We start from the raw sequence: 12,198 nt of genomic DNA, 5'->3' as shown, positions 1-12,198 counted from the left end.
TGTTCCTGTCAGAAGCTGAACCGGCGGTGGCCGGCGATGAAGGCCTGGGTGAGCGGCCGACGCGGGTTCTTGAGCACCTCGTCGGGCGTGCCCTGCTCATAGATGCCGCCCTCGGCGAGGAAGAGGACGCGGGTGGCCATGTGATAGGCGAAGCCGATCTCGTGGGTGACGAGGAGCATCGTGCGGCCGTCCTCGGCGAGCGACTGGATGGTGTTCAGCACCTCGCCGACGAGGGCCGGATCGAGGGCCGAGGTCGGCTCGTCGAAGAGCAGGATCTCAGGCTCCATGGCCAGCGCCCGGGCGATGGCGACGCGCTGCTTCTGGCCGCCCGAGAGATGCGCCGGATAGGCCTCCGCCTTGTCGGCGAGGCCGACGCGGGCGAGTTCTGCGAGGGCGCGCGGCCGCGCCGCATCGCGCGACAGGCGTTTCACGGTGACGAGCCCTTCCATGACGTTGCCGACGACCGTCATGTGGGGAAAGAGGTTGAACTGCTGGAAGACCATGCCGACGCGCTGGCGCAGCCGGTTGAGCGCCCTCTCGTCATAGCGCATTTGCGTCGCGCCGCCGCGCTCGCGCGCTTCCCCCACCGCCTCGCCGGCGAGGATGACGCGGCCCTCGTCCGGACGCTCGAGGAAGTTGATGCAGCGCAGGAAGGTCGACTTGCCCGAGCCGGATGCGCCGATGATGGCGATGCGGTCGCCGGCCTCCACGTCGAGATCGACGCCGGAGAAGACGGGGCTCGCGCCGAAGCGCTTGCCGAGGCCCCTGAGCTGGAGAAGCGTGTCGGCCATGGGTCAGTCGCTCCGCGCCAGCCGCCGCTCGAGCGCGTAGGTGGCGCGCACCAGCGGGTAGAGGAAGAGGAAGAAGAGGGCGCCGACGACCGTGTAGACCTCCAGCGGGTTGAAGTTCAGGGACGCCACCAGCTTGCCCTGGTGGAGGAGTTCGACATAGGAGACGGCGGAAGCCAGCGTCGTCATCTTGAAGATCTCGATGCCGCGGTTGGTGAGCGCCGGCAGGACCCGGCGCAACGCCTGCGGCAGGACGATGCGGCGCAGCGTCTGCAGGCCGCTCATGCCGATGGAACGGGCCGCCTCCCACTGTCCCGGCTCGATGGACTGGATGCCGCCGCGATAGATCTCGGCGGAATAGGCGGCCGAGTTGAGCGAGATGCCGAGGATGGCGGCTCCGAACGGGGTGATCTCCACAGGCACCAGCATGGGCAGGGCGAAATAGAACCAGAGAATCTGCACCAGCACCGGCGTGTTGCGGAAGAACTCGATGAAGGCGACGGCGAGCCAGCGCAGCGGGGCGTGGGCAGAACGGCGCGCCAGCGCGACGAGGAGGCCGAAGCCGAGGCCGAGGACGAGGCAGATGGCGAAGAGGCGCACGGTACCGACGGCACCCATGGCGAGGGCCTGCCAGTTGTCGAGGATCGGGGCGAAGTCCCAGCGATAGGCCATCAGCGCGCCGCCATTTCGCCGCTCGCCGCCATGCGCCGTTCGAGGAGCGCGCCGAGGGCGCTGAACAAGGAGATGGTGACGAAGTAGATGAGGGCAGCGGCGGTGAAGACCTCGAGGGGCCGGAAGGTCTTCTGCGCCAGTTCGTTCGCCTGGTAGAGCAGGTCCGCATAGGAGACGGTCGCCACCAGCGTCGTCGTCTTCATCAGCTCGATGGAGCGCTCCATCATGGCCGGGAACATGCGCTTCACCGCCTGCGGCAGCACCACCCGCACCATGGTCTGGGACGGGCTCATGCCGATGGCGCGCGCCGCTTCCCTTTGGCCCCGGTCGACGGAGACGATGCCGGCGCGGAAGATCTCGGCGAAGAAGGCGCCGGACTGGATGGTGAAGGTGAGGGCCGCCGCCAGATAGGGCGTCATCTCGACGTTCACGACGATGGGCAGGCCGAAATAGAACCAGAAGAGCTGGACCAGCGGCGGCGTGGTGCGAAACACCTCGATGACGATGCCAGCCGGGACGGACAGCGACTTCGCCCCCGACAGTCGCGCCAGCGCCAGAGCGAGGCCCACCGGCAAGCCGCCGGCGAGCGCCACCGCCGTCAGGGCGAGCGTGCTGCGCAGCCCCGCCCAGAGCAGGTCGCCGTTGGCGAGGACGGGGCCGAAATCCCAGGCGTACATGGCCGGTGCCGCGTCAGCCGAGCATTTCCTTGATGATCGGCGGCGCCGCCTTCGGATCCAGCCCGAAGCCGGTGAGGAACTCCTCGTACCAGGTCTGGATCTGCCGGGTGCGGTAGTACTCGACGATGCGGGCGTCGACCCATTCCACGAAGGCCGTGTCGCCCTTGCGCACGGCGGCGCTCGACGGGTTGGACTGGGTCGGCTGCGGCACGACGATCTTGCCCGAGCCGAGGCGCTGGCGCGCGGCGATCAGCGGCGGATGGAACAGGCAGACGGCCTCGACGCGGCCGGACTGGAAGGCGGCGATGGCTTCGGTATTGCCGGGGAAACGCTGGATGGCGGCCTTCGACACTTCGGCGGTGAGGAAGCGGTCCATGCTGGTCGCCTGGGGCACGGCGATGCGGACCTCGGGCTTGTTGAGGTCCTCCCAGGTGCGCACGGCGAGATCGTCCTTCGCGAGGACGGCGAGCGAATAGTAGAGCAGCGGCGACTTCGGGAAGTCGACGGCCTGGGCGCGCTCGGGCGTCGCGTCGAGAACGAACATGATGTCGATGCGGTTGGCCTGAAGGGCGGCGACGGCGGTGCCCCAGGTGACCTCGACCGGCTCGAACCGCACGTTGAGGGCGGCGGCCATGGCCTTGCCGAGGGAGACGCCGACGCCCGAAGACCACTCGCCGGTGCGCGCGTCCTTGGAGTACCATGGCGGGGCCTGCGTGACGCCGACGCGGAGGGAGCCGCGCTGCTTCACCTGGTCGAGCGTGCCGCCGCCTTGAGCGTAGGCCGGCACGCCGAGGAGGGCGCCGCCCGCCGTCACTGCGAGAGCCGAGGCGAAACTGCGTCGGTCGATGGTCATGGATCCCCTCCAGGTCGCGTCGTCGCGGAGCCGGACCGGCTCGGAGGCCGAGTGAACAGGGCACATTGTCGATTGTCAACAATCTGCCATTTTCGCCCCGACGGACCTCCGCTCCCCTCACGTCGGGAACATAATGCCGACCTTACCGTTGGGCCCTCGACGCTGCGATTTCACAGGGGGATGACGATGAGCACTGCCAAAAGCGAAGGCCAGCAGCCGGAAGCACTCGCCACCTTCGCCGAAGCGGCCCGCGCCGACGGCAAGAAGCCCGCGGATGTCGGCCTCACGGCCACTTCGGACACCGCCCCGCTGGAGACCGATCCGCGCGCCAAGGACGAGGCTGCGACGAAGGTCCTGAAGCGCGGTGCGACCGGCGAGGACGAGGGCGTCGACGCCGCCGTGGACGCCCTGCCGGACCGGACCTCCAACAAACCCGATCCGGCCTGACCGTCCGGCAATCCCGAGGGACAGGGTCGGCGTGGAGCCAGCGTTCGGTCGTCGCGGGCTTGCCGGGCCGGAGCGGCTGACGTCCGTTCAGCGCGGCATGGACACCGGAGGGGGCGTCTCGGGCCTGCGGCACAATGGCCACCCCCGGCACACAAGTTCCTCTTGCGGAGGGCGGGTCCGCCCGCTCGATGGACAGAATGGCATCCCCCTCCCCCGAACTCCTCTTCTTCGCCCTCGGGGCGCTGCTCCTTCTCACCGTCCTCGCGGGCAATCTCTCCAGCCGGTTCGGCCTCCCGGCACTGATCGGCTTCCTCGCCCTCGGCATGGTGGCCGGGTCCGACGGCCCGGGCGGCATCGCGTTCGAGAATTACGGGGCAGCGCAGGCCGTGGGTGTCGCCTGCCTCGTCTTCATCCTGTTCTCAGGCGGGCTCGATACCGACTGGTCGATGGTGCGCGGGGTGATAAGGCCGGCTTTCGTGCTGGCGACGGTCGGCGTGGCGATCAGCGCGGCAGTGGTCTCCGTCGCCGCGGTTCTTCTCCTGGACTTCACGCCCCTGCAGGGATTCCTGCTCGGCGCGGTCATCGCCTCGACCGACGCGGCGGCGGTCTTCGCCATCATGCGCTCGCACGGGCTGCCGCTCGACAACCGCGCCTGCGGGCTCATCGAGCTGGAATCCGGCTCCAATGACCCGATGGCCATCTTCCTGGTCGGCGCCGGCATCCTGCTGATCACGGCGCCGGCCGCCGGGGTGTCGGGGCTGGTTCCAAGCTTCTTCGTCCAGATGGGTGTGGGGGCGGCCGTCGGCTGGGCCGTCGGGATGGGCCTGCCCGCCCTGCTGCGACACGTGCGCCTTCAGGTCGGGAGTCTGGCGCTGGTGGTTTCGGTGGGCGCCGCCCTGCTCGGCTACGGGCTCGCCGGCATTGCGGGCGGCAACGGCTTCCTCGCCGCCTACATCGCGGGGATCGTGGCCGGCAATCAGGACTTCCCGGGCAAGCGGTCCATCTCGCTGTTCCAGGATGGCGCCGCCTGGCTCGCACAGGTGGTCATGTTCCTCACCCTGGGTCTGCTCGTCTTCCCCGCGCAACTGCCCGCCGTGGCGGGGCCGGGCCTCGCCATCACTGCGGTCCTGATGCTCATCGCGCGGCCACTCAGCGTCTTCGTCAGCCTGGCGCCCTTCCGCGACTTCCACTGGCGGGAAAAGCTGTTCATCTCCTGGGCGGGGCTCAGGGGCGCCGTGCCCATCGTCCTCGCCACGTTCCCGATCGTTGCGGGGATCCAAGGCGCGCAGACGATCTTCAACATCGTCTTTTTCGTGGTGGTGGTGTCGAGCGTCATCCAGGGACCGACCATCGGCCTCGCCGCCCGCCTGCTCGGCATCACCGGCGCCTTACCCGCGCCGGGCCGGGACGGCGCCCAGAGCCCCGGCTAGATCCGCGGCGGGGCGTCGTGCCGGTCGAAGACCGGCCCGTCGTCCAGCGTCGGATCGCGTTCGCCGAGCGGGGTGTCCTCCGCCGCCTGGCGCAGGGATTCCTCGGTGGAGGTGAGGCCGTCCGAGGTTTCCTCGTCCGTGCCGGAATCCGCGACGCCGGTGACGTCGCTCGTGGGCCGGGCGGTGGAGATGCCGCTGACCTCGGCATCGACGAGGCTCTCCTCGCCGGGCTCCTTCTCGGCACTGGTCCCGCCCGGTGTCTCGAGCAGCACCCGGTCGTTGCGGGGAACTTCCGACTGGTTGGCGAACTCGCTGCGGTTCGCCTTTTCCGTCTGTGCGTCGATGCGATCGGCCATGACTGCCTCCTCACCTCAACAGACGCCTCAGGCGAGGTGTAGTTCCCCGCTTCGCCGAACCCACGGCAGCCTCCGGAAGGATGACAACAAGGCGAGTGTCGGGAACCTCGGCGCCCCAGCCGCGTTCACCGCGCGTCCGACATGCCCGAGAGGCTGACGCATGATCGACAGGTTCCTTTCCGAAGATCTTCTGAGAGCGCTCGACGCCTTCATCGCCGAGCAGCACCCCGGCCTCAGCCGGTACGACGCGCTGCGCCTCGCCTTCCACGACTGGGCGGCCAGGCACGGCTACCTCGACGCGTCGCTGGAGGAGAGCGAGATCTTCCCCGCCGGCGGCCGGGCGGTGGTGAGCCGCAGCGATCACAAGGAGGCGGGCTGCATGCTCGACCGCTTCATCCACGACAGCCGACCCGCCGACGGCAGTCATCCCGACGGGCGCACGCCGCAGGGCGAGTAGGAACGAACTGTTCTGCGGCGACATTGGCTCGGTATGCCGGTAACCCGAAGAGCCTGGACGCTCAGTCCTGCCCGCCGCCCGACCGGCGCCCCGGCGGCCGATTGGCCCGATCCACGAGGTCGTCGCGCCGGCCTCCCGGCTGGCTTTCCACGTAGTCCTCGCCGCGGCGGTCGCCCGTGTCCGGACGCCCGGCGGCGCCGGGGACAGCGAACGCGCCGTCACCCGCCTGGGGCTTGGTACCGTTGTGGCGCGTGATCCGGGGCTCCTCCGACCCCGGGATGCGGTCGTCGGTCATGCTCCACCTCCTCGTGCTAGGGGCCCGTCGCGGGTCCTCGGCAAGGGAACGGGCCAGCGCGTCGGCCGGTTCCCTCCGCCCTCCCAAGAGGAACATCGCCTGGCGCAAGCGGTTTCTGGCAGACCATCCACCACAGAGGAGGACTGTCATGGGTTGGTTTTCCAAAGACATCCAGACCATGGACGACCTGTTCGTCCATCAGCTGCAGGACATCTATTACGCCGAGCAGCAGATCCTGAAGGCACTGCCGGGCATGATCGACAAGGCGACCGATCCCCAGCTCAAGCAGGCCTTCGAGGACCACCGCAAGCAGACCGAGACCCATATCACGCGTCTGCAGGCGGTGTTCCGGATGCACGGCGCCGCCGTCAAGGGTCAGGACTGCCCGGCCATCGACGGCATCATCGAGGAGGCCGAGGAGGTGGCCGGCGAGGTGGAGGACAAGCGGGTCCTCGACGCAGCCCTGATCGCCGCCGCCCAGGCCGTCGAGCACTACGAGATGACCCGGTACGGCACTCTCGTTGCCTGGGCCAGGCAGCTCGGCCGGCCTGATTGCGCCGCCGAACTCGAGAAGACGCTGAAGGAAGAGCAGGCGGCCGACGAGAAGCTGACCGACATCGCCGTCAGCGCGGTCAACCGCAAGGCGGCCTGAACAGACGGCGGCGGGTCACGACCCGCCGCCCTCGCCGCTGCGGCGGCCCGGCTGGGCCTGCCGCGCCGATCGCTCGTGGGGTTGCGCCGCCAGATGGCCGGCGAGCAGGATGAGCGCCGCATCGACGGTGCGCTCCACGACCTCCTTGGGACCGATGTCACCGAAATCGAAACGCCGCACGGCACCCTCGGCGTCACCGGCCGTGGCGTCGTGCAGGGCGATATAGACGCGGCCGACCGGGTTTCCCTCCTCATCGGAGGACGGGCCGGCGACACCGGTGGTCGCCAGGGCAAGATCGGCGCCGGTCAAGTCCGCCGCACCTCTCGCCATCTGAACTGCCACGTCTTCGCTGACGGCGCCCTCCGGCCGCTCGAGCATCTCGGCCGGCACGGCGAGCACGCGTTCCTTGGTGGAGGGGGTGTAGGCGACGACGCCGCCGAGGAAGATCCTGGAAGCGCCGGGTCCGCTGGCGAGCGTCTGGGCCAGGCGGCCCGCGGTGCAGGATTCCGCGCACGCGAGGGTCCAGTCACGGTCCCTCAAGGCCTCCATCACCACTTCTACAAGATCCGTCATCGTCTGCCCGCAGCCTCGCCTGTGCGCGGGCCCCTGCCCGGCCTGAACGAACAACAGACGGAGCGCGCCGCCGTTCCTATGAGCGCACCCGTCAGGGAGCAGGGGCCAGGGGAGCCGAGCTGACGGGGAAGCGGAGCGTCACGACCGCATCGCCTGCGTCGTCGCGCATCTCGACTGTTCCGCCGAGGTCGGTGGCCAGCAGGGACACCATGCGCGTTCCGAATCCTCCACCGGCCTGCCCTTCCCTTTCGACCTTGCCGTTGCGGACCGTCAGGACCGCGCAGCCGGCCTCGGAGGTGAAGTCTACGCTCACGGCGGCCTGCGGCCCGCCGCCGTATTTGATGGCGTTCATCACCAACTCGTTGGCGATGAGGCCGGCGCGGATCGCCCTGTCCGGAGTGAGGGTCAGCGGCGCCACGGTGACGCGGCACCGGCCGGCATCGGCGAGCAGGGAGTGGCAGGTCTGTTCGGCGACCTGGGCGATGAGATCGCCGAGATCGATCACGTCCTCCCCCTCCACCCTGTGCAATTGCCGATAGGCCTCGGCGATGGCCATGACGCGGCCGCCGATCTGGCCGAGGAGTTCCCGGGTGCGCTCGTCCTTCACCGCGCGCTGCTGCAGGATGACGGTGGAGTTGAGCATCTGCAGGCTGTTCATGACCCGGTGGCTGAGCTCGCGCAGCAGCATGTCCTTGCCGCGGATCTCCGACGTCAGCCGGTCTGCGACGACGTTGAAGGCCTCCGCCAGTTGACCGAACTCACCGCGGCCGGCGACCGGCGAGCGGGCGTCGAGCCTGCCGGCGGCGAGGGACTGGGCCGCCCCGAGAATCTGGCGGAACGGTCGCGTGATCAGGTTGCGGGCCGTCATCCAGGCGAAGCCGAAGGCGGCGAGGAGGCCGATGAGGGAGCCCAGAACGGCGCGCTGGGTGGCCGCATGGAGATCGGAGAAGGCACTCTGACGGCTGACGCCGACGCCGATGAACAGGCCGGGGGACGGGCCCGCCTTCGCGACGTAGCCGACGATGCGCCTCACCGCGTCGAGCGGTGAGACATCCTCGAAACTGCCGTTGCCGGAGAGCCGGCGCAGGCCGGACCAGGTGGCCTCGGGGATGGCCCTGCCGACGAAGCGGTGGTGATCCGGCTGGCGCATCAGGATCCTGCCGTCGGCGTCGGCGACCGTCACCACGTGATCCTCGCTCCACGACGAGCGGGCGTAGCGGCCGGCGATCCAGTCGAGGCTGATGGTGGCGAAGACGACGCCCGCCGCGGCGCCGGCGACGTCGCGGCGCACCACCGCCACGTGAAGGGCGTGGCCCGCCGTCTGGCGGCCGTAGGCATAGCCGCCGACGACGAAGGTCTCCTGCCGCAGGGCGAGCTGGACATGCGGGCGATCGGCCACCGACGGCAGGCTGGCGCCGGCCGGCTGGTCGGAGGCACACATGACGGTGCCGGCCGCATCCGTGGCCGCCAGGGCGAGCACCCCGGCATTGAAGGGCCGCAGGGTGGTGAGGAGTTCGGCGCAAGCCGCCCATTCGCCCTGCCGGACCACCGGCACGTGAGCGATGGTCTCGACGAGACTGCGCGCGCCGTCCAGCAGACGCTCGAACTCGGAGGCCACATAGCGGGCTTCCTGGGCGACGCTCTCGCGGACCTGCCGTTCCCTCTCGACATGGTCGGCATACTCGTTCCAGGCCCCCACCCCGAGGACGGGAACGAGAAAGATGCCACCGAGTACGAACAGGCGCCGCCGAATGCTCATGCATCCTCCATCGCCGGGAACGATACCGGCGGGACGGACGACGTGGATTGCTTTTTGTTAAGCCCGAGCCCGGGCTAGCGGGGTTCCTTCTGCAGGTTGAGGTAGGTGGGGTCGAAGTCGGCGAAAGCGGCAAGGCTCTCGAAACTCGCGAAGAGCACCTGGCTGCCGGACCAGGACAGGAGCTTGCGGTTCCTGAGGTCCCGGATTGTGCGGTTCACGTGCACGGCGGACAGGCCTAGGATATCGCCGAGATCGGTCTGGGTGAACGCGCAGGTGAAACCGTTTGGCGCGGCGAGGCCGACAATGCTCAGCCGCATGTGGAGCTCGCAGACGAGATGGGCGAGCCGCTGCATGGCCGACCGTCTTCCGATATTGGCGATCGTGCTGCGCTGGATGGCACCGTCGATGACGGTGCAGAGCCACAGGAGGCGGCTGAGATGGGGGAACCGCTCGCCGAGCGCGACGAGGTGGCCGTGCGGCACCGCGGCGACCTGGCAGTCGCTCAGTGCGATGACCGAGTGGTCCATGACCTTCAGCAGCAGCGAGTGGAGATCGACGAAATCGCCGGGAACGTGGACGGCCGTGATCTGCCGTCCCTCCCGCGCCTGGACGACACGCCCGCACATGCCCTCGATCACCAGGGAGCTGCGGCCGGGCCGTGTATGGTCGGCGACGATCTCCGAGCCGCGCGGGCATGAGCGCAGGTGCACCGGCAGTTCGTGAAGGGCCCGCACCTCGTCGGCGGTGAGATCGTCGCGAACCGACAGGGCGGCGACCAGCGGCTGGAGGAGCGACTCAGCCATTACTCGGGCTCGGGGCGCGTACCGCTGCAGAGCGTCTGCGCGTCATATTTCAGCGAGGCGCGGAAGATAGCGGCGCCCACGCCGTTGCGGACGGTGATGCAGAGATAGCGGCTGTGGCCGTTGGACAGGAGGGTCTCCGCCATCATTTCGCTCAAGGCACGGACGGCCTCGCTGCAGGCCGCCTGAGAGGTGGGAAAGTCGAGAGACTGTTCCGCGGGAAGGGAAGACCCGTCTTCATCGAGATCGAAGAGATAGCTCGCCATCGCATCGACTCCGGAGCCGGAAAGGATTTGGTGTGATTGAAGCATCCCGTGGGAAACGATTGGCAACAGACGCTGTTCCTCAGAGGCACCTTTCCCGGCGCCGGGCGGCGGGTTCTCAGCCGGCGTCCCGCCCGCCCTTCTCCGCCTTGGCAAGGATCTCCTCGCGCTTGGCGAGCAGGTCCTGCAGGCGCGCCTCCTGGGTGGCCAGCATGTCGGCGAGCCGCTCCTCACTGGCGTTCCCGTCGGCGCTGGCGGCACGCTCGCTGATGTCGCGAAGATCGGCTCGCAGTCTTTCGATCATCTGGTCGAGCTCGGCGAGGTGGTAGACGTCGGAGGGGGCCATGTCGCTGTCCGTGCTGGAGAGAGAGCGACGGCAACCACCGGTGTCGCCCGCGGTTCCAAAAGGGTCCTGCAGGGCTGCCGCGCTCTCGGCTGAAGAACATCGCGTGACCGGGCGCGTTTTCCCTCCATACCGGACGAACCCGTCCGGTCCGGAGGAAACATGATGCAGACCAGACGGAATTTCTTCGCTCTCTCGGCCGCGCTCTTCGCAGTGGCCGCGACCGGCGCAGCCGTGGCCGCCCCGATCGAGATGCAGGCTGGCGGAGGCGGGGCGGGCGGGGCCGGGAGCGGCGGTGCCGGCGGCGGCCAGGATACCGGTGCGGGCAGCTCCTCCCGGGGACGCGCCGCTCCCAATCCGACCGCGCCGACCGTCGCTCCGCGCATGCGGCGCACCCGCCGGCGTCGGCGCATGCGGCGCCGTTCGCGCTGAACGACCAGGTTTGTCCGGAAGCGCCGCCCGATGTTCGGGCGGCGCTATTGTTTTGCGCGGGCCTCCCCCTCGGCGCCGGCAGGCTCCGCGGCCGGCGTGGAGTCGGCGGTCAACTTGGCCGGGCTGATGCCCGGCTTGCGCCCGCGGCGCCGCGGTTTTTCCCCGAGGGCGCGCAGCAGCAGCTCCGGCATGGCGAAGGTTCGCTCGCCGAGCCTGCAGAGCACGTCGCCGTTCTCCTCATAGCCGACGAGTTCCATAGGTGCGCCGCCCGAGCGCACCTGGACCCAGTCGCCGGGACTGAATTGGCGCTCGGGCGCGGCTGTGGCCATCAAAGGTCTCAGCCAGAATTCGCGACTTTTGCGGTGGGAAGCCATTTTGCAATGTTGGCCCTTCATGAAGCCGGGCGCACTAACACACGTTTATCGACGAGCAGTCTCCGGGCCGTCGGCAGCGGCCCGGAGCGAGGCGATGTCACCTGGACTTCTTGAACAGCTTGGCGGCGATCTCGTACATCTCCTCCGGCGCATAGTCCGGAGCGAAGACGTTGGGCTCGCCCTCCAGGTCGTGGATCTTGCCGCCCTCGGGCATGCCTTCCACGACCTCCAGCTCTCCAGCGGGATCGGTCGGCAGCGCCTCGCCGGCCCAGACGCCAGCGATCTCGCGATAGTCGGTCTCGCTGAAGGTGTAGAGGCGACGGTGCGAGCCCTCGTCCAGATACTTCTGGCATTCCGGGATGCGGTCGAGCGGAATGTTCGGAACGGGGAGCATCTTCTCGATGTCGACACCCGTGAGCTGCTTCAGCGCCAGGGCATAGGCATGGGCGTGGACGGAGCCGCGAACCAGCAGATAGCCGCAGACCTCGCGGCCGGTCGGATCGCTGAGCGTCTCGTAGACGCGCAGCTTGTGGAGACGGGCGCCGCACTCGAGGTGGAAATTGTGCAGCAGGTCGAAGATCACGTTCCCGGTGGTGGTTACGAAATCGGCGTTCCAGCTCATGCTGTTGGCGTTCACCGGCATCGCGCCGCCGGCATGGGAGGCAAAGCCGCTGACCGACCGCACGTCCTTCATGAACTCGTAAGGCGCGTCCGACGGATCTCCCGGGCCGACGATCTCGTCGTCGGGCCCGTTGGCGAGCATGGCGATCCCGTTGCTGACGAGTTCGACATGGCCCAGTTCTTCGGCCGTAATCGCCGCAACCAGACCGTAGAACGGGCGAAGCTTGGACTTGGAGCGAAAGTTGAAGCTCTGGAACAGATAGTTTCCGAGCGTCGACATCTCCCCGTATTTTCCGCCCAGCAGTTGCTGAAGCGCGCTGGCCGCATTGGGGTCGGCCGCCTTGGGAGCCGGTAACTCGACCTGCAGCTTGTCGATGCGCATGAACATGAAGCTTCTCCTGAGCCG

The 12,198-nt window shown here is 68.7% G+C and carries 17 protein-coding genes; 4 read left to right on the top strand and 13 right to left on the bottom strand.

Annotation, left to right across the window (positions count from 1 at the left end; translation table 11 throughout):
- Positions 1-8 precede the first annotated feature (8 nt).
- From C6569_RS03085 to C6569_RS03070, 4 genes are read right to left on the bottom strand one after another with little or no spacing between them, the layout of a single operon-like run.
- Positions 9-791 carry an amino acid ABC transporter ATP-binding protein gene (locus C6569_RS03085; RefSeq protein WP_106747459.1) on the bottom strand — a complete coding sequence of 261 codons (783 nt, stop codon included), beginning with the start codon at positions 789-791 and terminating at the stop codon, positions 9-11.
- A 3-nt stretch (positions 792-794) separates the two neighbouring features.
- Positions 795-1,460: an amino acid ABC transporter permease gene (locus C6569_RS03080; protein WP_106747458.1), complete on the bottom strand. Its 666-nt coding sequence runs from the start codon at positions 1,458-1,460 to the stop codon at positions 795-797.
- Positions 1,460-2,137 (bottom strand): amino acid ABC transporter permease, encoded by a 678-nt coding sequence (locus tag C6569_RS03075; RefSeq protein ID WP_106747457.1) that lies wholly within the window; start codon positions 2,135-2,137, stop codon positions 1,460-1,462. The genes C6569_RS03080 and C6569_RS03075 overlap by 1 nt, the downstream gene beginning before the upstream one ends.
- A gap of 13 nt (positions 2,138-2,150) precedes the next feature.
- A complete protein-coding gene (locus C6569_RS03070) occupies positions 2,151-2,990 on the bottom strand; it encodes a transporter substrate-binding domain-containing protein (protein WP_106747456.1) in 840 nt (279 codons plus the stop codon).
- Positions 2,991-3,176: 186 nt separating this feature from the next.
- Here C6569_RS03070 and C6569_RS03065 point away from each other — a divergent pair, with 186 nt between their 5' ends.
- Both C6569_RS03065 and C6569_RS03060 read left to right on the top strand, forming a co-directional pair.
- The gene (locus C6569_RS03065; protein ID WP_106747455.1) at positions 3,177-3,437 is read left to right on the top strand and encodes a hypothetical protein; all 261 of its coding nucleotides are present in this window, start codon (positions 3,177-3,179) and stop codon (positions 3,435-3,437) included.
- Positions 3,438-3,634: 197 nt separating this feature from the next.
- Positions 3,635-4,867, top strand: a complete 1,233-nt coding sequence (locus C6569_RS03060) for a potassium/proton antiporter (RefSeq protein WP_106747454.1) — start codon at positions 3,635-3,637, stop codon at positions 4,865-4,867.
- Here the strand turns inward: C6569_RS03060 and C6569_RS03055 are convergent.
- A complete protein-coding gene (locus C6569_RS03055) occupies positions 4,864-5,223 on the bottom strand; it encodes a hypothetical protein (protein WP_106747453.1) in 360 nt (119 codons plus the stop codon). The genes C6569_RS03060 and C6569_RS03055 overlap by 4 nt on opposite strands.
- A 160-nt stretch (positions 5,224-5,383) precedes the next feature.
- Between C6569_RS03055 and C6569_RS03050 the strand changes: the two genes are divergently transcribed.
- The gene (locus tag C6569_RS03050; RefSeq protein WP_106747452.1) at positions 5,384-5,680 is read left to right on the top strand and encodes a hypothetical protein; all 297 of its coding nucleotides are present in this window, start codon (positions 5,384-5,386) and stop codon (positions 5,678-5,680) included.
- A 61-nt stretch (positions 5,681-5,741) separates the two neighbouring features.
- Here C6569_RS03050 and C6569_RS03045 read toward each other — a convergent pair whose 3' ends face one another.
- Positions 5,742-5,975: a hypothetical protein gene (locus C6569_RS03045; RefSeq protein ID WP_106747451.1), complete on the bottom strand. Its 234-nt coding sequence runs from the start codon at positions 5,973-5,975 to the stop codon at positions 5,742-5,744.
- 148 nt (positions 5,976-6,123) lie between these two features.
- Here C6569_RS03045 and C6569_RS03040 point away from each other — a divergent pair, with 148 nt between their 5' ends.
- Positions 6,124-6,627, top strand: a complete 504-nt coding sequence (locus C6569_RS03040) for a YciE/YciF ferroxidase family protein (RefSeq protein WP_106747450.1) — start codon at positions 6,124-6,126, stop codon at positions 6,625-6,627.
- Between the two features lie 15 nt (positions 6,628-6,642).
- Here C6569_RS03040 and C6569_RS03035 read toward each other — a convergent pair whose 3' ends face one another.
- The 7 genes from C6569_RS03035 to C6569_RS03000 form a co-directional block, all read right to left on the bottom strand.
- A complete protein-coding gene (locus tag C6569_RS03035; RefSeq protein WP_245898309.1) occupies positions 6,643-7,176 on the bottom strand; it encodes a CinA family protein in 534 nt (177 codons plus the stop codon).
- A gap of 115 nt (positions 7,177-7,291) precedes the next feature.
- Positions 7,292-8,959 carry a sensor histidine kinase gene (locus tag C6569_RS03030; protein ID WP_106747448.1) on the bottom strand — a complete coding sequence of 556 codons (1,668 nt, stop codon included), beginning with the start codon at positions 8,957-8,959 and terminating at the stop codon, positions 7,292-7,294.
- A 74-nt stretch (positions 8,960-9,033) separates the two neighbouring features.
- Positions 9,034-9,762, bottom strand: a complete 729-nt coding sequence (locus C6569_RS03025; RefSeq protein ID WP_106747447.1) for a Crp/Fnr family transcriptional regulator — start codon at positions 9,760-9,762, stop codon at positions 9,034-9,036.
- Entirely contained in the window at positions 9,762-10,025 is a 264-nt protein-coding gene (locus tag C6569_RS03020; protein ID WP_106747446.1) for a DUF6894 family protein, read from the bottom strand. The genes C6569_RS03025 and C6569_RS03020 overlap by 1 nt, the downstream gene beginning before the upstream one ends.
- 115 nt (positions 10,026-10,140) lie before the next feature.
- The gene (locus C6569_RS03015; RefSeq protein WP_106747445.1) at positions 10,141-10,368 is read right to left on the bottom strand and encodes a hypothetical protein; all 228 of its coding nucleotides are present in this window, start codon (positions 10,366-10,368) and stop codon (positions 10,141-10,143) included.
- A 473-nt stretch (positions 10,369-10,841) separates the two neighbouring features.
- Entirely contained in the window at positions 10,842-11,126 is a 285-nt protein-coding gene (locus C6569_RS03005) for a YodC family protein (protein ID WP_106747443.1), read from the bottom strand.
- Positions 11,127-11,268: 142 nt separating this feature from the next.
- On the bottom strand, positions 11,269-12,180 hold the full coding sequence (locus C6569_RS03000) for a manganese catalase family protein (protein WP_106747442.1): 912 nt from the start codon (positions 12,178-12,180) through the stop codon (positions 11,269-11,271).
- Positions 12,181-12,198 lie beyond the last annotated feature (18 nt).

It is taken from the genome of Phreatobacter cathodiphilus (genome assembly GCF_003008515.1).
GTDB classification, from domain to species: Bacteria; Pseudomonadota; Alphaproteobacteria; order Rhizobiales; family Phreatobacteraceae; genus Phreatobacter; species Phreatobacter cathodiphilus.
This window is presented reverse-complemented; position numbering and strand designations above follow the sequence as displayed.

Coding starts and splice junctions, on each gene's coding strand:
- C6569_RS03085 (WP_106747459.1), bottom strand. CDS start 791: ATGGCCGACACGCTTCTCCAGCTCAGGGGCCTCGGCAAGCGCTTCGGC.
- C6569_RS03080 (WP_106747458.1), bottom strand. CDS start 1,460: ATGGCCTATCGCTGGGACTTCGCCCCGATCCTCGACAACTGGCAGGCC.
- C6569_RS03075 (WP_106747457.1), bottom strand. CDS start 2,137: ATGTACGCCTGGGATTTCGGCCCCGTCCTCGCCAACGGCGACCTGCTC.
- C6569_RS03070 (WP_106747456.1), bottom strand. CDS start 2,990: ATGACCATCGACCGACGCAGTTTCGCCTCGGCTCTCGCAGTGACGGCG.
- C6569_RS03065 (WP_106747455.1), top strand. CDS start 3,177: ATGAGCACTGCCAAAAGCGAAGGCCAGCAGCCGGAAGCACTCGCCACC.
- C6569_RS03060 (WP_106747454.1), top strand. CDS start 3,635: ATGGCATCCCCCTCCCCCGAACTCCTCTTCTTCGCCCTCGGGGCGCTG.
- C6569_RS03055 (WP_106747453.1), bottom strand. CDS start 5,223: ATGGCCGATCGCATCGACGCACAGACGGAAAAGGCGAACCGCAGCGAG.
- C6569_RS03050 (WP_106747452.1), top strand. CDS start 5,384: ATGATCGACAGGTTCCTTTCCGAAGATCTTCTGAGAGCGCTCGACGCC.
- C6569_RS03045 (WP_106747451.1), bottom strand. CDS start 5,975: ATGACCGACGACCGCATCCCGGGGTCGGAGGAGCCCCGGATCACGCGC.
- C6569_RS03040 (WP_106747450.1), top strand. CDS start 6,124: ATGGGTTGGTTTTCCAAAGACATCCAGACCATGGACGACCTGTTCGTC.
- C6569_RS03035 (WP_245898309.1), bottom strand. CDS start 7,176: ATGGAGGCCTTGAGGGACCGTGACTGGACCCTCGCGTGCGCGGAATCC.
- C6569_RS03030 (WP_106747448.1), bottom strand. CDS start 8,959: ATGAGCATTCGGCGGCGCCTGTTCGTACTCGGTGGCATCTTTCTCGTT.
- C6569_RS03025 (WP_106747447.1), bottom strand. CDS start 9,762: ATGGCTGAGTCGCTCCTCCAGCCGCTGGTCGCCGCCCTGTCGGTTCGC.
- C6569_RS03020 (WP_106747446.1), bottom strand. CDS start 10,025: ATGGCGAGCTATCTCTTCGATCTCGATGAAGACGGGTCTTCCCTTCCC.
- C6569_RS03015 (WP_106747445.1), bottom strand. CDS start 10,368: ATGGCCCCCTCCGACGTCTACCACCTCGCCGAGCTCGACCAGATGATC.
- C6569_RS03005 (WP_106747443.1), bottom strand. CDS start 11,126: ATGGCCACAGCCGCGCCCGAGCGCCAATTCAGTCCCGGCGACTGGGTC.
- C6569_RS03000 (WP_106747442.1), bottom strand. CDS start 12,180: ATGTTCATGCGCATCGACAAGCTGCAGGTCGAGTTACCGGCTCCCAAG.